The sequence below is a fragment of the Paenibacillus sp. JNUCC 35 genome, from assembly GCF_058269095.1.
Map to the genome: position 1 here is coordinate 5,284,893 of NZ_CM177771.1, position 18,404 is coordinate 5,303,296.

General features: G+C 54.8%; 17 protein-coding genes. 6 read left to right on the forward strand and 11 right to left on the reverse strand.

The genetic code is table 11. The annotated features are described in order from the left end of the window. Positions 1 to 218: 218 nt before the first annotated feature. The 4 genes from AC2TF6_RS23875 to AC2TF6_RS23890 all read right to left on the reverse strand — a co-directional run bounded on the left by AC2TF6_RS23875 (position 219) and on the right by AC2TF6_RS23890 (position 2,827). The gene (locus AC2TF6_RS23875; RefSeq protein WP_491308800.1) at positions 219 to 551 is read right to left on the reverse strand and encodes a hypothetical protein; all 333 of its coding nucleotides are present in this window, start codon (positions 549 to 551) and stop codon (positions 219 to 221) included. 60 nt (positions 552 to 611) lie between these two features. Continuing rightward, complete coding sequence (locus AC2TF6_RS23880) at positions 612 to 1,460, reverse strand: RnfABCDGE type electron transport complex subunit D (RefSeq protein ID WP_491308801.1); 849 nt, start codon at positions 1,458 to 1,460, stop codon at positions 612 to 614. 384 nt (positions 1,461 to 1,844) lie between these two features. Continuing rightward, entirely contained in the window at positions 1,845 to 2,228 is a 384-nt protein-coding gene (locus AC2TF6_RS23885; protein ID WP_491308802.1) for a VOC family protein, read from the reverse strand. Positions 2,229 to 2,599: 371 nt separating this feature from the next. Beyond that, complete coding sequence (locus tag AC2TF6_RS23890) at positions 2,600 to 2,827, reverse strand: hypothetical protein (RefSeq protein ID WP_491308803.1); 228 nt, start codon at positions 2,825 to 2,827, stop codon at positions 2,600 to 2,602. A 31-nt stretch (positions 2,828 to 2,858) separates the two neighbouring features. Between AC2TF6_RS23890 and AC2TF6_RS23895 the strand changes: the two genes are divergently transcribed. Then, on the forward strand, positions 2,859 to 3,209 hold the full coding sequence (locus AC2TF6_RS23895; RefSeq protein ID WP_491308804.1) for a helix-turn-helix domain-containing protein: 351 nt from the start codon (positions 2,859 to 2,861) through the stop codon (positions 3,207 to 3,209). Between the two features lie 130 nt (positions 3,210 to 3,339). Here AC2TF6_RS23895 and AC2TF6_RS23900 read toward each other — a convergent pair whose 3' ends face one another. Beyond that, the gene (locus AC2TF6_RS23900; protein WP_491308805.1) at positions 3,340 to 3,711 is read right to left on the reverse strand and encodes a hypothetical protein; all 372 of its coding nucleotides are present in this window, start codon (positions 3,709 to 3,711) and stop codon (positions 3,340 to 3,342) included. A 176-nt stretch (positions 3,712 to 3,887) separates the two neighbouring features. Continuing rightward, a complete protein-coding gene (locus tag AC2TF6_RS23905) occupies positions 3,888 to 4,496 on the reverse strand; it encodes a GbsR/MarR family transcriptional regulator (protein ID WP_491308806.1) in 609 nt (202 codons plus the stop codon). A 253-nt stretch (positions 4,497 to 4,749) separates the two neighbouring features. On the opposite strand from AC2TF6_RS23905, the gene AC2TF6_RS23910 reads away from it, so the two are divergent. From AC2TF6_RS23910 to AC2TF6_RS23930, 5 genes are all read left to right on the forward strand, one after another. Beyond that, on the forward strand, positions 4,750 to 5,949 hold the full coding sequence (locus AC2TF6_RS23910; protein ID WP_009672078.1) for a quaternary amine ABC transporter ATP-binding protein: 1,200 nt from the start codon (positions 4,750 to 4,752) through the stop codon (positions 5,947 to 5,949). Continuing rightward, positions 5,946 to 6,782 carry an ABC transporter permease gene (locus AC2TF6_RS23915; protein ID WP_218228981.1) on the forward strand — a complete coding sequence of 279 codons (837 nt, stop codon included), beginning with the start codon at positions 5,946 to 5,948 and terminating at the stop codon, positions 6,780 to 6,782. Before AC2TF6_RS23910 ends, AC2TF6_RS23915 begins: the two co-directional genes overlap by 4 nt. A 38-nt stretch (positions 6,783 to 6,820) precedes the next feature. Next, a complete protein-coding gene (locus AC2TF6_RS23920) occupies positions 6,821 to 7,669 on the forward strand; it encodes a glycine betaine ABC transporter substrate-binding protein (RefSeq protein WP_491308807.1) in 849 nt (282 codons plus the stop codon). 27 nt (positions 7,670 to 7,696) lie between these two features. Next, entirely contained in the window at positions 7,697 to 8,131 is a 435-nt protein-coding gene (locus AC2TF6_RS23925; protein ID WP_491308808.1) for a TIR domain-containing protein, read from the forward strand. Between the two features lie 425 nt (positions 8,132 to 8,556). After that, a complete protein-coding gene (locus tag AC2TF6_RS23930; protein ID WP_491308809.1) occupies positions 8,557 to 9,150 on the forward strand; it encodes a YdeI/OmpD-associated family protein in 594 nt (197 codons plus the stop codon). Positions 9,151 to 9,284: 134 nt separating this feature from the next. On the opposite strand, the gene AC2TF6_RS23935 is transcribed toward AC2TF6_RS23930, so the two are convergent. The 5 genes from AC2TF6_RS23935 to AC2TF6_RS23955 all read right to left on the reverse strand — a co-directional run bounded on the left by AC2TF6_RS23935 (position 9,285) and on the right by AC2TF6_RS23955 (position 18,128). Further along, on the reverse strand, positions 9,285 to 12,182 hold the full coding sequence (locus AC2TF6_RS23935) for a GAP1-N2 domain-containing protein (protein ID WP_491311709.1): 2,898 nt from the start codon (positions 12,180 to 12,182) through the stop codon (positions 9,285 to 9,287). Next, positions 12,182 to 13,447, reverse strand: a complete 1,266-nt coding sequence (locus tag AC2TF6_RS23940) for a TRAFAC clade GTPase domain-containing protein (RefSeq protein WP_491308810.1) — start codon at positions 13,445 to 13,447, stop codon at positions 12,182 to 12,184. Before AC2TF6_RS23940 ends, AC2TF6_RS23935 begins: the two co-directional genes overlap by 1 nt. A gap of 12 nt (positions 13,448 to 13,459) precedes the next feature. Next, on the reverse strand, positions 13,460 to 14,095 hold the full coding sequence (locus AC2TF6_RS23945; protein ID WP_491308811.1) for a hypothetical protein: 636 nt from the start codon (positions 14,093 to 14,095) through the stop codon (positions 13,460 to 13,462). Between the two features lie 123 nt (positions 14,096 to 14,218). Further along, on the reverse strand, positions 14,219 to 15,502 hold the full coding sequence (locus tag AC2TF6_RS23950) for a vWA domain-containing protein (protein WP_491308812.1): 1,284 nt from the start codon (positions 15,500 to 15,502) through the stop codon (positions 14,219 to 14,221). A 58-nt stretch (positions 15,503 to 15,560) separates the two neighbouring features. Further along, positions 15,561 to 18,128, reverse strand: a complete 2,568-nt coding sequence (locus tag AC2TF6_RS23955; RefSeq protein ID WP_491308813.1) for a hypothetical protein — start codon at positions 18,126 to 18,128, stop codon at positions 15,561 to 15,563. Positions 18,129 to 18,404: the final 276 nt, after the last annotated feature.

Here is an 18,404-nt window from a genome sequence, read left to right on the forward strand (position 1 = left end):
CTCCTCAGGAATTGAACGAGTATTGTTTTGCTTTATTTTCATTTGTTTTATTTTATTTAATCATAGCATATCTTTATTTATTTTTGAATCATTATTTTTATGTTTGTTTTTCTTTGGATAAATAAAAAAAGACAAAAACGGGAGGGCCGGTCCTGTCTTTGTCTTTATTTTATGGAGTTGTCTGTATTTTTATTGGCTTGCGGGTTCCTTCTTGCGGTTTAGCGGAAATGGTCCCAGAAGTCCCAATACTTGAAATACTTGGTGCGCAGGAAATACCTCGACGGCAAATGGTCGGCCGGGAGACGGTCGCGCTTCCCCTGTTTCTGTTCATCGCTTCGCTCCCTGTGCTGCGACTGAGTTTCCGTACGGCTTGGCATCCGATTTTCCGGCTGCTTTTCAACCTGATTTGCGGGCCGGTTTGCCGACTTTGCTTTTGTACCATCCGTTCCTTCAATAGAATGGGCTTCCGTCTGGAGATTGACGCAGTGTCTGCCGCAGCCTGTCCCCTCTCCGCCGTTGAAAGCCCCCCTGCATGTCCCGTTCCGGCACATGGCGTTCACCTCTTTTGTAAAATTAATCTCCGAATTTCCATTCCGTCTTGCTTCCTCTGTTTAAGAGTTTGCCGTCAGTCCCGGCTCCGGCGCCGTTTTGCGGGAAGCCCACAACCGGTATGGGATGATCAGAGCAAGACACACAAGAAACAGCGCGTAGAACTGCGGATTCGGAATCCGGTTGATGCGGAAGACGGCGTCCAGCAGAGCCACGAAAAAGGCAAACGCGATGCGGGCGCTCCTTGTCGCAGGCGTGGACTTGGGGTCCGTGATCATGAAGAAGGCAAACAGTTGAAGGGAGGCGCCCATGAGGGGCCCAAGGGCCGCAAACAAAGGCGCTCCGAAGAAGAAATGCCGCACGAACGCAAACAGCGTAAAGCTCCCGAGGAAAGCCAGTACCGCATCCAGCCGGTTGGCGATGTAGCACACCACGATGCCCAGGCACAAGATCAGAATCATAACGCCGATGCCGTTCGTCCACTGCTTGGGAGTACTCACCGCATACTGGGGCAGGGAGTAGAGCATGATGACCATCGCCACGTTGTTCGGGTTGAAAATATGCCCGCCTTTGAATCGGATGGCATATTTCAGCGTGATCGCGATAACGGCGGTGAGCGCATAAGGCCACAGCTGATTGGAACTGAGCAGCAGAGAGATACCGATCCCCGTGATCAGGGCGCTGAGCGGAAACATCCACGTTTTATTTTTCAGCCGGTTCAGAATGATTTCCGTCCCCGTGGTACAAACGACTGCCGCAAAAACCGCATCCCATTTCTGGAAAAAGCCCAGGTACACTTGCCCGGCTATCGCAAAGCTGCTCAGGAACGCCAGAATAAAGTATCTCGGGTCAATCCGGTAATCCCGCCAGGATACGACCGAACGCAGATGCGTATTCATTTCATTGCGCATGAAATTCCTCCGTTATTTCGAAATGGTATGAGCTTGCAGGGACCGACTTAAACGTTAGAAAACCTCCCTTCTCAACATGTGCATAATTCGGGTATCCCCCGTCCGGCAGCACGAATAAAATCCTTTCAATTTATACCCTGTTCCGATTCACGATCTGACTTTATTATAAGGACCGCTGCTGCCCTGCCACTCGGCTTTCCATGCGGATGCGGCTCGTTCTTAAGGATGTCTCACCTTATAAACAAAAGAAGGATACCCGCTCGGGTACCCTTCTCGATTGATCTGTTTGAGGCTCTGCCGCCACTGATTTGTTCGGTTTGTACGTCTCAACTATGCAGAATAGCTTGCCTGAGCCGCCCGGCTGCGCCGACGGTATGAAGGGGCTCATCTCTTGCCAGCGAGCTGCATGACGCCTATTAAATTGCCGTTAAGGTCGTAAAACTTCAGGAATTTTGCGAATCCTCCATCGTCAAAGCTGGCAATTGCGACACTTTTCTCCTTCAAATGTTTCACGAGGTTATCCATATCGCCACTGCTGAAAAACAGGACCGGTTTTAGCTCTCCATCCTTATTGAAACGAACGGGGGAGTAATTCTTCGTTTGCCAAAGCATTAGGTTAGGACCATTATGAACAGAGAGCATGGCGCTCTCACCGTAATGACCGATCACCTGAAAGCCAAAAATTTCTCCGTACCAGTGAATAGACTCTTCCAGATCCGTAACGGGCAATTGAACATGGTCAATCCCACTTAAAAAAGCTTGGGGCATCATGCACCTCCTTCCCTATTACAGGGATTTTTTCCCACAATTGGTTTGATTGTATCTAATCTTATCCGCTTCTCCAAAAGGCGTCAAACTATTGCTGCCGCACGAATTCTTTCATTCGCAAATCCCCGAAAGTATACACTCCCCTAACATTCGGCTCGTACAATGGGAAGAGACCGGCCGCTTTTTCTACCAAACGAGTAAGGAGTTACTGCACGATGCCGTTCAACAAAACCAGACCGACCTCCCTTTTTCTTGCGACGCTGATCAGTTTTCTCGTCATTATAGGATTGTTTGACGGGTTCGACCTGGCGGCCTTCGCTTATTTCAAGACCAAATATCACGGCGAAATTATCGCTCACAACCAGTCCATGCTAAAAAATACCGCCGAAAAATACAGCACGCATTTTTCCCGGATCAAAACGCTTCTTTTCAATACGTACAACGATCCCGGCGTGATCGCTTTCAACCGGCATCTGCAGGGCGCGACGGATGAAGAGCTCCGTTATCTGGAGGCGAAAAGCATCGTTACCCGGCTCCGTTCGGATACCTCGAACCCGCACCTGTTTCTCGACAACCTCGTGGTGTATTTCCTGCCGCACGGCGTCACGCTCGACAAGGACGGCAGCAGCGGTGCGGAAGACCAGTACAACCGGCTGTACAAAAGCGCCGCTTATCTACGAGAAGAAAGATACGGAAGATCCCGTAATCCGCTTCGTCATGGACGCTCCCCGGGACGGCTACGGGGAAGAGCTTTCCCTCGAAAATCTTGCGGACCGCCTCCAGATGTCGAGCGCCTATTTATCGGTCTATATCAAAGAGAAAACGGGAGCGAATTTCAGCGACCACCTGAATGCCATCCGGGTTTCCAAAGCGCAGGAACTGCTGACGGGGACTCAGCTCAACATTGTGGAAGTCGGTCTGCGCATCGGCTACCGGAACATCACATCGTTCAACCGCATGTTCAAAAAGTGGACGGGATAGACGCCCGGCGAATACCGCAGAGCCGCCAAGCTGACGGCTGAGGAATAAAAAAGCGCCCCTCAAGGGCGCTTTTTGCGTATGCGATTGCGATTGCGTTCGTGACTGCGTTCGTGACTTGCGTTCGCTTACGTCAATATCCCTCAACATGGAGGGCTTCCGTCAATTTCTCCGCCGCTTCACGCGTGCGTTCAAAAGCTTCGGTCGCTTCATAATCCGCCGCATTGGCTGCTTTCATGGCTTCCAAAGCCTTCAGCGTAGATTCCGCGGCTCTCGACGCGGCTTCGCGGCTGGCGTGAATCAGCTTGGATAAGGAGCCCGATTCCGTGTTTTCCCTCACGATCTCCGCCATCAGAGCGGCATGTTCAGCCGCGGCCGTAGCTTCGAAACCTATCCGAACCGCCGTTTGCCGGAGTTCGTAGGCCCGGCTGTTTGCCCTGTTCGAAATTTCACGAGCTTCATTCATCAATTCGACATAAGCGGCAATCTTTTCATTTAAGGTCATCCGGTCCCACTCCTATAGGGTGAAATACGAGCTTATACTCCTTCTATATAAGCTATTTAGGGGCAGGTTCAAACTGCGGCCCGCATTGCCGGTCTCCTCTGGGGTACTCCGCTGTCCCCCCGGACTGCTGCATTTTCTCCAAACAAAAAAGGACAAGCACAAGCTTGTCCTTTTTCTTATTCTTTCCCGTCACGCTCGGGCCGACCGGCCTCGTGTGAAGCGGGTTCCCGGGGCTCTTTTGGAATCAGCTCGAAGATCTTGCCGGTTTCCATCGCCTCGATCAGCCTCAGCAGCCACTTGTAATAGTCTATGGCGTGCGCGATTTTGGCTTCGTCCGCTTCCAGCACGGCCTGAAGCTCCGGACTCTCTTCATATTCCTTCTTCATATGCCGCAGTTCGACGAGCGATTTGTTGAGGGCATTCATATTCCCTTCCACCGCTTTACGCCATTTAATGGAGAAAAAATCGCTGAAATTCTGGTACCAGTCCGGTTCCACCTCGTACAGGTCTTTGCGTGTGCCTTTTCCCCATACCTTATCAATCATTTTCAAATCCATCAGCGTCCGCACGCCGGTGCTCATGGATGTCTTGCTCATCCCCATCGTTTTGCTCAGTTCATCCAGTGTGACAGGTCCGTTATTGAAATACATATAACCATATAAGTGCCCGATCGACAAGGTAATGCCGTATAAATCCATATTTTTGCCGATGGAATCAATAACCCGTTCACGGTTTTTTTGAATTTTCTGGCTCTGCTCTGTCGTAAAGCCGCTGAGATCGTTCATGGTTTCCCTCCTGAGGAACAAGCTGCTGCTTCTCAACCTCTAAATTGTATTGTAATCAAAGTCCCCTCGATAAGTAAAGAAAACACGAAAGAAGGAATACGGCGTTATACGGAGCATACTTAACGTATTGTACGTAAAGTTAAAACTGTACAAACATTTATAAGCTTATACGGACTTTGACGGTCAAAAAAGAATGCCGTTACACTGAAACAAGTCAGCAAGCCAGTCAAAAGACCCAGGAAAGGAGGTCCACATGCCTATCATTGAGGTAAAACAACTTACCAAAGTATTCGGATCGGACCCCAAGAGAGCTTTGACCCTGCTGGATCAAGGCCGCACCAAAGAACAGATATTGAAAGAACACAGACTGACCGTGGGGGTCAATAAGGCGGAATTTTCGATTGAACAAGGAGAAATCTTCGTCATTATGGGACTGTCGGGAAGCGGCAAATCGACGCTCGTCCGTCTGTTAAACCGGCTCATCGAGCCGACGGGAGGCCAGGTTCTTTTTAACGGAACCGATGTGCTTAAAATGAACCCCGAGCAGCTCCGTCAATTCAGACGGAAAAATATCGGGATGGTTTTTCAGAAATTCGCTCTTTTCCCGCACCGGACCGTACTTGAAAATGCGGAATACGGACTTGAAATTCAGGGTGTCGAACGTAAAAAAAGAACGGAGATGGCAACCGCATCTTTGAAGTCGGTCGGCCTGGAAGGCTGGGAGAACAGCCTGCCCGACCAGCTCAGCGGCGGTATGCAGCAGCGCGTCGGCCTTGCCCGCGTGCTGGCCAACGATCCTGAGATCCTGCTTATGGATGAAGCGTTCAGCGCACTGGACCCGCTCATCCGCAAGGATATGCAGCTCGAGCTGCTGGAACTCCAGTCCAAGCTCAAGAAAACGATTGTCTTCATTACACATGATCTGGATGAAGCGCTGCGCATCGGAGACCGGATCGCCCTCATGAAAGACGGCTCCATCGTCCAGATCGGCACGCCGGAGGAAATTCTGATTCAGCCGGCCAACAAGTACGTGGAACGTTTCGTCGAAGACGTGGATTTGTCCAAAGTTCTTACGGCGGCCCATGTCATGAAAAAGCCGGAAACGATCTCCCTCGAAAGGGGGCCGCGGGTAGCCCTTCAGCTTATGCGCGACAGCGGCGTGTCCAGCTTGTACCTGACGAGCAAAGGGATGAAGCTGCTCGGTATCGTAACCGCGGAAGACGCCCTTCAGGCTCTCAAAGAGGGCAAGTCGCTGGAGCAGGTCATGCAGCGTTCTATTCCGACTGTTTCACCCGGAACACTGCTGAACGACCTGTTCGAAATGATGGCCGAAACCCGGCTTCCCGTTGCCGTCGTCGACGAGGAGGACCGGCTGAAAGGCATCGTCATTAAAGGAGCGGTGCTTTCGGCCTTGGCCGGAAATGCGGAACCGGAAGCGGGTGCTGTGCGATGAATCTGCCTAAACTTCCGCTCGGCCGCTGGATCGAATTCCTCGAAAGCTGGCTCACCGATCATTTCGGGCCGCTTTTCGGCGCCATCAAAGCGGTCATCGCCGCTATGGTCGGCTCCATCGAGACCGCTCTGACCGCGCTTCCCGCGCTCGTTCTGATCGTTCTGATCACGGCGCTTGCCTACTGGATCGGCCGCTGGCGGATTGCGCTATTCGCGTTTATCGGCCTGCTGCTGATCGACAACCTGGGCTTCTGGGAGCTGTCCATGCAGTCGCTTGCGCTCGTTCTGACGGCGTCCATCCTGTCCATCGTGATCGGGGTACCGATCGGCATTCTCTGCGCGCGGCATACGCTGCTGCAAAATATCGTGACGCCGGTGCTCGACTTCATGCAGACGATGCCCGCCTTCGTCTACCTGCTTCCCGCCGTGTCGTTCTTCTCCCTCGGCGTCGTGCCGGGCGTCATCGCTTCGATCATTTTCGCGATTCCGCCTACGATCCGCCTGACCAACCTCGGCATCCGGCAGGTGCCGGAAGAGCTGGTAGAGGCGGCCGACGCCTTCGGCTCGACACCGGCGCAGAAGCTGGTCAAGCTGCAGCTGCCCATCGCGATGCCGACCATCATGGCCGGCGTGAACCAGACCATCATGCTGTCCCTGTCCATGGTCGTTATCTCCTCGATGATCGGCGCGCAGGGGGTCGGCGCTTACGTATATCGCGCCGTCACGCAGGCCAAGACGGGCGTCGGCTTCGAAGCCGGTATCGCCATCGTCATTATGGCTATCCTGCTGGACCGTCTGACCCAGAATGTGTTTAAAAAGAAAAAATCGAACTAAGGGGTGTCATCGTTATTTTAAAAAAATGGAGTTTGTTGTTGTCCGTCGTTCTCGCCGTTGCACTGGTCGCCGGTTGTTCCACCGGCGGCGGAGCCAAAGGCAAATCCGTCAAGCTGGCGTATGTAGCCTGGGATTCGGAGATTGCCAGCACGAACGTTGCCAAATACGTCCTGGAGAGCAAACTGGGCTACAAAGTCGAAATGCTCCAGGTTGACGCCGGGCCGATGTGGGCCGGTATCGCCGACGGAAGCGCGGACGCCATGGTTGCCGCCTGGCTTCCCGGGACTCACGCCTCCTATCTGGAGAAATATAAATCCAGCGTGGAGGATCTCGGCGCGAACCTGAAAGGCACCAAGACGGGACTGGCTGTTCCCGCTTACATGAAGATCGACTCGATCGAGGATCTCAAGAAAGCCGATGTCAGCGCGTCGCTGAACAACCAGATCATCGGTATCGAACCCGGAGCCGGCATTATGATGTCCACGGAAAAAGCGGTCGCCGACTACGGCCTCTCCGGCTACAAGCTGGTCGAAAGCTCTTCGGCCGCCATGGCTCAGGAGCTGCAAAAGGCTTATAAAGAACAGAAGCCTATCGTCGTCACCGGCTGGACGCCACACTGGATGTTCGCCAAGATGGAGCTGAAATATCTGGCCGATCCCAAAGGCGTCTACGGCGGCGAAGAAGAAATTCACACGCTCACCCGCAAAGGGTTAAAAGAAGACCAGCCGAACGCCTACAAGTTCCTGGACCAGTTCGAATGGACCCCGGACGACATGGCTAAGGTGATGGTCGCGATCCAGGAAGGCAAATCGCCGGAAGATGCGGCCAAAGAATGGGCCGACGCGAACGCCGACAAGGTGAACGCCTGGGTCAAGGGCATCGAATAAAACCCAGGTTCCAAGGAGGCGAACGATGTGCTGCCCCCGGCAAAATCTTATAAAACCAGTCTGTATCTGAGCTGTGCCTGGAATTACAGGGCAGCTTCCCGCGAGCTGGTTGCGCTGCTGCAAACCTACCGGGTCCGGGGCTTCTGCTTCGATACCTTTCTGCTGCCGGAAGATCATCCGGCGGCCGACGCGGATAATGAGCGGTCCCTTTACGAGGCTGTGCGCGGCAAGATGAAATACTGCCAAGCCGTGCTCATTCCGGCCGATGCCCGTCCTGCCTACAGCAGGTGGATCAACAAAGAAATCATCGCGGGCACAAGCGAAATGAACAAGCCGCTTATAGCCGTCCGGCCCCCGGATTCGGGAGAGCCTTCCCTGATCGTGAAGCAGAATGCCGACCGGATTGTCGGCTGGGACGCGGAAGCGATCGTGCAGGCGATCCTGGAGCTGTCCGCAAAATAAGAGAGCAAGCCGAACACCGCTGTCCTCCGGGACAGTGGTGTTTTTTTGTGTACCTTTTTCGGGCGCGATGCGTGTATACAGTAAGGAGGGAGAACATGGACAGGTGTTCGTTAGACCGGATTTATCAAGCCTATTTTAAGGATGTGTATCGTTATTTGTTCTCCCTCTGCCCTCATCATCACACCATTCCGCTCACGATTTCAGTTTCAAGTTTGATAGAAAACAGCGTATCGGGGGTATTCACATATCCGGAACGGGAATAACTACTCTAGTCGACCGAAGAGACGGATGGACCCCTTTAATGGGATTGCAACAAGCTATTTGGACCAATACCTGGCATGGTTTCGCTGCCTTGATAGCAAGGAGCACGAAAATACAACGTCGAATAAAAAGAGAACGAAGAAATGGACGAGGAGTGTTCCTTAATGACAACTAGTAGAACGAATCCTAAGGTTGATGAATTTTTAAGTAAGGCTAAAAAGTGGAAGGAAGAATATGAGAAGTTGAGAACGATCGTTCTAGACTGTGAGCTGACCGAAGAATTTAAGTGGATGCATCCTTGCTACACGTTTCAGAATAAAAACATCGTTTTAATACACGGATTCAAAGAATACTGTGAACTTCTGTTTCACAAAGGCGCCTTGTTAAAAGATGCCCATGGCATCCTAATCCGACAAACGGAAAATGTACAGGCGGCGCGCCAGATTCGGTTCACCGCTGTTCAAGAAATCGTTGAGATGGAAACCATCTTGAAAGCCTATATTCATGAAGCCATTGAAGTGGAAAAAGCCGGTTTGGAAGTGACTTTTAAAAAGAATACAGAAGTCGTCATTCCTGAAGAACTTCAAACTAAATTCGATGAACTCCCTGCCTTGAAAACCGCTTTTGAAGCATTGACGCCTGGACGGCAAAGAGCATACATTCTTTATTTTACTGAGGCCAAACAATCCAAAACTCGAGAGTCCAGGGTTGAAAAATGGATGCAGCAAATTCTCGATGGAAAGGGATTAAATGATTAGTACCGATTTAACATAGCCATTATAAAAAAAAGCGGCCCTCCAAACCGGATGAGGCCGCCTTTTGGCGATAAGCGCTCTTGCTCGTTTTTTATTCGTATTGGCTAAAAATAGCATACTTGCTCTCTCTCAAGCTCTTACCTTGACCCGGCAGGAGGCCCTACGGGCACAAGGTTCGATTTCACGGTATAGCGTACGGGCTCGCTCAGGCGGCCCAGCTTGTTCTTCGCCGTGATCTCGATCGGATTGTCGCCCGGAACGAGCTGAATCTGCTGGGAAACGCTGCCCTTCCCGGCAAGCTGCCCGTTAATATAAATCTCCGGGCTCGGATCGTTGCCGTCCTCCGCTTTAGCCGTCACGGTGACTTTAGCGGCTTTCACCGTCAATGGCGGCTGCTCCGCTTTCACCAGGGGCCGCGGCACCAGGGTCACCTTTTTGCTCACGGTTTCGGAGGTTTTGCCCGACTTGCTCACCGCTTTGAAAACAAGAGGATTCTCCCCTTCGTTCAGTTTCAGCTCGATGCTCCCGTTCTCGATAACCTTGTCGTTGACATACAGCTTTGTATGTTTATCGGGGTCCTTCAGCGAGGCTTTGACCGTCACCGTTTCGCTGCCGGTTTTCTCCTGCAGGTCTCCCACGATAACGACCGGAGTCGGAGCCATCCAATCCGATACGGGCTTCCAAAGTACGGCGATAATGGCGATAAACAGGATCAGGAAAATGGAGCCCCGGAGCACGATTTTCCGTTTGTTTTTGGCCCAGATCCGGGCCCATTTACCGGACTGTCTCAGTCTGACGGTTTCGAACAGAGCCGCGAATGAAGGATTGCCGGTCTCCAGCAGCTTCCGGGACACCGCCTTATTGCGGAAAGCCTGCGGAGCGTGCACATCGAACGCGCGGCTGAGCGCCGCTTTGTAATACGGATGAACGGCGCCCTTCCCGTCCCGAAAACGGATATCTTCCGCCGACCAGGCGGCGAAATCCGTAAACGTATCCGTTCCTTGCCCGGCCGAGGCTACAAAATTCAGCAGCCGTTCGTAATCGTAACCGGGCTGCCGATCCGCACTTCCTCCGGTTCCCGGTTTATGGAAAGCCGTCACCAGCTGCCCGAAACGGGCCGGGGTGACCTCGTTTTGCATCAACTTCTGCAAAAGAAGCTGCGCCCGGTCCAAATCGACAGGGTCCAGACGGGCCATCACATCTTCCGCTTCGGACTGCTTCTTCCCGTCCAGCGTCAGCACTTTGTACGCCGCTTGTAAGACGTGAAGAACTCCTTCCTGATCCCGCGACGCCTGACCGTATAGGTCCGGATTAACCGGATCGAGCAGAAATCCCAAGCTCTCGATATCTTCGATGCCGAGGCCGCTCGGCTTCAAGTCATCCGCCAGCTCCAGATGCACCGCGAGCTTCATCCACCGGCTGAACTGCCTGATGCCGCGGTTCTTCTCCCCGGGCGAATTTTTCCCCAACTGGTCAAAATACGCGGATAATGTCTGAGCCAGGGAAATTTTCTTCCTGACATCCGTCCGCATCAGCCTGCGCAGCGGATCGTAGGATTCTTGGGAGAACAATTCCTCTCCCATTAGCTCTTCGCTGTGCGACTGCCAGAAGCCGATCTCGCCGGTAAAGGCCTGCACCGACTTGACCCGCTTCATCCGATAGCGGATGTAGCCCTCGCCTAAGGCAGGGCTGCTCTTCATCAGCCCGCCGAATACTCCGGTGAAAACAGCCGGGTAAGCGGCCAGCAGGTCCAGCAGCGGAGCAGCGCCCTCGATACCGTCCCCCGCTGCCGCATCGGCGGCCCGCGAGACGAAAATGCCGAGGCAGCGGACTATCAGGGCCTTTACCTGCGGATCGGCAAACTTCTCGTAGCGGATAACGGCTTCCACGTAATCCGCCCCCGCTATGCGGTCCCGATCCGACGCCTCGCGGGTGAGAAGACCGACGAACAGCTCCTTCAGGCGCGGTTTACGCGGGTAAGATTCGGTCGTGAAGAACGACAGAATCCCGTTCATAACAGCGGCCTGGTCCTGTTCGTACAGCTCCGTGCGGCCGCGTTCGACCTCATACAGGACGCACAGCCGGGAATAGGCTGCGGCGCTCAGCACGGTCTGGGTATCCAGCCCGGAGACCGCTTCGTCGCAGAAGTCGAAGTACTTCTGCAGCTCAGCCGGATCGTTCCGGTGAGTCCACACGTAATCCAGGTACGCGTGGTCCTGGGCAGGCAGCTCCGTGTTCAGGAAGCGGCCGCCGGCGAAATCGAAAATGAAATCTTTTTCGATTTTGCGGTCGGGCAGCCGGATGCTCCCCTTTTCCGTGAACACGACGTGCAGATGCTGCTTCGCTTCCGGCTCGCTGTTGAAGGTCATGAAGCCGAGCTGCCGGCGCACCGCGTAAGGAAGGCAGCGGTACACGAGTTCCAGCAGGCGCTTGGCGTAAATGGCGCTCTCGGAGATGTCCGTGTTCAGGGAAATGAACACTTTCTTCTTGTTCGCCACCGAGGCAAGCACCGCGAAGACGAGCTGGCGGAACAGCTCCCGGTCGATCCCGAACGTCTCCAGCAGCTTGTCCCCTTCGCCCGCCCGGATTTCCGGCTCGAACGGGATATCCTCCAGCTCGGGGATTTCCTTGCCGCCCCGGATGTCGTAGCGGCTCTGGAAGCCGCGGATGCCGAAGATGCGGCGGGGTTCGCGGATGAACGCTTCTTTGCGCTCCTTCGGAATCACGTACTGGTGCGTGAAGGAAGCGCTGCGCTGCCCCGTAAAGTCCGTCGCCACGTAGACGCTGCGTCCGATTACGAAATCCCCGTTCTCCGCGTGGTAAGCGACGACCGACTCCGGATACAGCCCGGAGTTTTCTTCCCCGCGCTCCAGAAGTTCCTGAGGCGCCTTATAGACGCAGTAGGGATGCAGCGCCGATTTGATAAAAGAAGGGTCCAGCCCGGGCGACTTGGCGACCGTATCGAACCCTTCGCTTGTGCGGAAGACCCCCTCGCGGTCCCGGGTAAACAGCTGCTGTTGAATGTTTTTCTGCATCACGTCGCATCTCTCCTCGCGATATAGCCCAGCTTATGTAGCAGCCAGATGAACGGCTCGTCGACCCGGGTCGGATTAATGACGCCCGAAATCTGCTTGTTCACGGGATTGGTGCCCAGCGCGGAAACCGCGAAGTAAGCCGTATTCGAAAAATACACGTCCACCGCGTCTTTGAACGGACGGTCTACTTTTTCAATAAAACGGCCGATTTCGCCGTTAATGTTCTCGAACTCCGATGCATCGAGATAGCCCTGGTGGACGACATTGCGGAATACGTTGCTGTTCGGCTGGATGTACTCGCTGTCTTCTTCCTTCAAATACTGGAGCATGTCGCTCTTCGTCAGGACGATCGCCGTCGGAATATCCGTCTTGGAATTGCTCTGGTGGGCGATAAAATTCTCGAACAGCGAAATAACCACCTCGCGCGGCTCGTCGTACCGGTTGGCGAATTCTCCCTGCTCCCCGCCGACATTAATCTGGATTTTGTCGCGTATGCTCCGGATTTGCAGAGGGTCGACGAGAAACAGAATGCCGGAGGAATTTTTGATATGAGACGCATAAATATCGAGGTATTCTCTCTGAACCATGCCCTCGCCCGCCACGTCGAAAAAGACGATCGTCAGCGGAGCCTCGCGCTCATCCTTAAAAACAAACTGGAAAATAAACGGCTCCTGCTGTTCGTTCGGGTTGGTCGATTGCAGCATGCTGCCCCGTTCGAAGATCGGCTCGTGGTAGTGCTGCCGGAATTTGCGGGAAATTTCCCCGCTCAGCGGCATGCAGGCGGCGTTAAAATTCGATGCCGTCGTATGCTGGAGCGTATGGATCAGCGAGGTCATATAGACGGACTTGCCGACCTGCGAAGCGCCCACGATCGAAATAATATTGCTCGGCACTTTACCGGCCGAAATAGGCAGCTCGTTATGACAGTACGGGCACAGGCGCCGTCTGGTCGTTTCCCCGTAACGGTCGGTTACGGCGACGAGCACATTCTGTATATACGTCTTGTACGAGTCGGGAATCGTCGAAGGCAGAATAACGGCCTCCATGTCCACCTCGGACAAATTGAACTTGCGCCTCCAGCTGTTCAGACGCTCATCCTCCTGGAGCATAAAATCATCGTCGTTGTCCTTGATATGACTGGCCCGGAACACGACATCATCCGGCTCGAATTTATTAAAACAATACGGGCAGACGATGCTGTAATAAGGCGGCCGCTCTTTCTCGGGCGGCTTTTTTTCGAAAAGACTTTTCAGATACCCTAGCATGTGCGCCTCTCCTCATTCCTGGATTAGTTCATAAACATCCCCGTAACGGGAATCGGTGAAAAAAAGCCGCAGAAAATCGTGTTTGCCGATTTCGATCTCCGGCAGGGTCTGCGTGCCCGCCTCGAAATCCCGGCGGAAAGGATAGGCGGTGCCGTCCTGCCGTCCCGCCGGATGACCGCCTTCCTTCTTCACGTAACAGAGCGCTTCCTGCGGCACCGGAATCTCGCAAAACAATTGAATTTTCGCGGACTTGTATTTGCCGAACAACCGGCCTCCGTATTTAATCGAATACCGGATCCGGGCTTTGCCCGCGCTGACGCGGATGGCGTTGCCCGTGCCGGTCTGGCGGTACGGAGTCACGCGGCCGTCCTTCATGACGCACGGGAAAATGCGGTAACCCCGCATTCCGATGTACTCCATGCGCTCGCGGTAACCGCCGGCCGCCTTGTACTCTTCCCGCGTAAACAGCTTGAGCTGATGCGGGGCAAGCTGCTCGGGCGGCTGCTCGCTTCCGCTCTCGAAGCTGTACACATAGACCGCGCCGACTTCCTTGGGCCACTGCCATGTCAGCAGACACTCCCCTTCACGCGCCGGCTGCGAAGCCAGCTTCGTGATCCGGTTCTCTTCGTTGATTTCTTCCCATAGCATGCGAATCGCCTCACTTGATCACTAGCCTACTTGTTAGATGCCGTGCGCCGACGCTGCGGCCCCTCTGTGCCGCTAAGTTCCGGAGGGGCTGATTTCTGCGGCGTCCCATGTACCGCCGGTCGTTCAGCGGAACTTCTTGCCGACCGGTGAGCTGTCTTTTCTGCCGTAACGCCCCTCTTCGAGCCGGGCCCGTTGATAATTTTTGCGCAGACCCGAATGGGAATCGCTCGTGCCGACCGGAATGATCAGAGCCCCCAGCGATAATACGAAGGCAAGCACGATGTCCGCCACCGCCCGGTAGAAGAACGGAATGTTCGTTCCGGGCATTCCGGTTTCCAGCACAAGTCCGGCCAGAAGGCCCGCAAGCGTGCCGCCGATGGCAAAGCTGAGCGCAAGATGGCGGTTGTCGAAAATAATGCCCAGCGAAAGGCCGATCAGCGTACCGATCAGCAGAATAAACGCCACCCGCAGGAATGCGTGAAACCCGTCCGAAGCGGCGGCTCCGAGGCGTTCGCCCGCAAGATGCCAAGGCTGCTGGGCCGTGTAGATCTGCTCGAACGCATCCGTGATGCGGTCCGCGCTCTTCACGTCGTGGAAGGATCCGCCCGTCTGCTCGGCGATGCGCTGAAGCAGCTGAATGCCTTCCACTTGTGAATCGTCGATGCCGACCGTATGGACGCTGATTCCCGCCTTAACGAACGGAGACAGCACCTCTGTCGTATTCACATCGCTGTATCCGTCCGAGATCAGGATAACGGAAGAAGAGCTGTCCGCCGCCCCGTCCTTCTTCAGCTGATCCATGACCGTCGTCAAAGCCCGGCCGATATCCGTCTGACCCGTCGGCTCGCCGATCTTGTCCAGCCTGCCGCGGATCTCTTCCCGGCCGGAGCCGGCAAGCTTCGTCAGCGGGGCGATAAGTTGCGTTTCCTCATTAAACGTAAACACCGCCGCACTGTTTTTGCCGTCCATCCGGCCGATCAGAGACTTGGCCGCCTGGAGGCTCTGTTTCTGAGGATCGTTCTGTGACATGCTGTCCGATTTGTCTATGACCAGCACATAGTTTTGCGGCGCCTTCTTCGTGCCGAGCACCTGGAAGCCGTACAGGACTTGAAACAGCGCCCCTGCGATAAACAACATCACGAGCGTGGCCGGAACGAGAAACTTCCAGCCGTCGCCCGCGTAACGCAGACGCCAGTTTTTTCCGTTCAGCTGCGGCGAAATCATTTCCGCCACAAGGCAGAACAGGCCGACAAACAAGGCCAGCTGCCCGAAATAGACCCCCATCAGCACCGTTTCATGCCAGCTTCCTTCCCAGCGGCTCAAAATAAACTCGCCGACGATAAACCCGACGAATCCTCCGATTACGCTGAATAAGGTCAGCAGCGGATTCCATTTTCTCTGTTTCACAGGTCTCCCCCTCTTTTCTTTATTGCCCTACGAGCAGAGTGCTGTCAACTAGCCGTCCTTATGAAAGCTTCGTGCTGTCCGTTCCTGTTTCGGACAGTTCCATGCTGTGAAAGCGATAACCGTTCTCCGTGTACGTCTCATAATAGCGCCTGCTGTTCCGGTACACCATCAGATCCTCCAGCCTGAAGCCGCCCATGAGCCGGAGCTTTTCGATCCCGCCCGGTTTCTTCTCGTGCACGCAGCCGAGCTTATACGTCCGGCTCCCGCCGTCAACCGCAAACGCATATTGGATAAATTCACTCCGCGAATCGCCGAAAAAGTACTTTTCTTCATGACGGTTGCGGTGGGTGGAATGATACACATCGATCCGGATCGCGGCTTCGTTTTCAAGCGTCGTATAAAGATCTCGGAAAAGGTCTTCCTTCGAAAGCACGTCCCGGTTGTCGTAGCTCGCGGCGACATTGGCCCGCTCCAGCAGCTCCGCCTCGAACGTCTGATGGAAAAGGGGATGAACGAGCACGTCCCGGCGGGCCGTGTCCATAAGCTTCCGAAGCCACTGCCCGGCATCCCGGTCGATTTCCACGGAAACGTTCCCCAGGAACCGTTCGTCGAAATAAAACCGGCTCTCTCTGCGCCCTTCCATCTCCGTCAAAATTTGCTTCACCACGTGCTCGTAATACTCGTTGATGTTGCGGCCCAGATAGTCGCTCGCCGCCGTAATTCCACTGCGGCTCGTATCGCGCAGAAGCTTCTCCAGGCTGTCCATCTGCCGGACGGCCGCGGCCGCCCGCTCCCTCAGCTCCTCGAGCTTGTCGAGGTAGGCCGTCATCAGCTTCTGCTTCAGTTCCAGAACGAGCAGGTCGCGTCTTAGGCCGTAGGCTTCATCCAACAGGTAGCGGATCAGATTCTTGACCGAGGCCTTGTCGGATTTCCAGCCGAACAGCGAGCCTTTGCCTATCGGCTGCCGGTCCACGCGTTCGCCGTAAAAATTCTCCAGCTCGCCCCGGAGCTGCTCGGCCCGGTTTGCCGCGTCCTTCAGCTGCTGCCTCAGTTCGCCCGGCAGACTCCGGCTTCCGGCGCCGCCTTCCTCCGCAAGCCAGCCGTTCAGAGCGTAGTACCCGTAAGCCGGGTCCTCTACAATGCGCTCCTTCACGATGCGCTCCAGCCTCTTGGCGAAGCCGCGTTCCGCGAAGGCCGCCTCCGCTCTCTGCCGGACGTTCATGTCGAAAAACCGGCGGGCGCTGTCTTGAAACAACGCAAGTTCCGCCTCCTTCAAGGACATCGACTTCAGCTCCCCGTAAGAAACCGGGTCGTGCATAAGCCCGTACATCTCCTCCACGGCCTGCTCGCGTCCCGGCACGACCGATTCGACCTCGCGGTCCCACAACTGGGGCTCCATGGAGATCAGATCGGGCAGGAGCCGGGCGCCGCCCTGGACGTTCTCTTCCATCTTCTCCCGAACATGGCGGTACAGATGATACAGGACAGTCAGGGCGATCGCCTGATTCGGCCGACTCACTCTGGAATAGCCGGCCGATACGTAGCCGACGCCTTCTTCTCCGGGTGGCGCTATGTTTTGTTTGAAATGCTGGTGATTGTATGTGCCCGCCTTGGACGAATCGCCTTCGTTCTCGGCTTTGATATGCCGGTATTTCAGCAAATTCAGCGAGCTGATCGTTTCGTAGCTGCCTTTCATTCCGTTCTCGGTAAAAATGCCCCGCTCATCCTTGTCGCTCAAGAGATAGACCGTGTCGAAAAGCGGGGAAGGGCCGTGCTGAGCGGGAAGGGTAATGCCTTCGCCCGTCACTTGAAGCGGGCTTGAGAAGGTATAGTCCCTGCTCTGCAGCACGTCCAGCTCTCTGAGGAAGCTGAAGCTCATGGAAGCGCGGAGAGCGAATTCCTCCCCGACCTGCTTCTCTTCAAGCAGCCCGTACAGGTCCACGATCACGGAGCGGAAATGCTCGCCGAAGATCGTCTCCATGAGCGCGGTCAGCTCCGGCAGGAGCACGTTGCAGGGGTCGTCGAGCCGTGTGACGACCGCAATGTTCAGCCTTTGGAGATTCGAGTACAGCCTGCCGAATTCGGAAATCCGGCTGTTCATTCTGCGCAGCAGAACGTTCAGCTCCAGCAGCTTTTCCCGGTTGGAACGGAAGCTGTCGTGGAGGTCCGGCCTTGCCGAGCGCGGATTATTTCCCGGGACAGGCAGCGTCCAGGTGTAGATGTTACCGGCTTGCAGGCCGCTGGGATCACTTCCGTCCGGCCGGCTTCTCTCGCTGCCGGGCCGGCCTCTATAGTCAGCGGCGGCGGCATGTCCGGAACGCTCCTCCGCACTCTGCGGATCGGCCTGCCGCCAATCCCGCGGCGTCCCGCTCTCCTGCTGCGTATGCTGCTTGCCGGACTCTTCGCCGGACCGTTCCGTTCCGACATGGAGATAAACCACCCCCGTGCTGTTGTTCCACCTGCGGTTGTTGATTTCCGCCATCGTCTGCAGGGCTTCCGCCGATTTATCGCCCAGGAACAGAAAAACGAGCGGATGGTGAATGCTGCGCTGCTCATCTCCGTCCAAACCCGTGCTGTCCGTTTCCGCGGCATATTCGTTTGCGAACGCCACCAATTTCTCCCGCATGGTTTCCTCACTCCTATCCTTAGGCGTTATGGCAGAGAAGGACGGTCCGTGTGAACACGCCGTCCCGCCTGCATCCTTTTTATCCGCGGAATAACCGCGAAACCTCTGCGTATTTCTCGCAGTATTTCTCACGATATTTCTTACGGTAATTCTTACAGATTTTTCTTACGGCACTTCACGGTACTTCACAGTACTTCACAGTACTTACGGTACATCGCGGTACTTCCACGATAATTGCAGTGTATTTCCCGCTAATTTCCCTGCTGCTTTTCACGT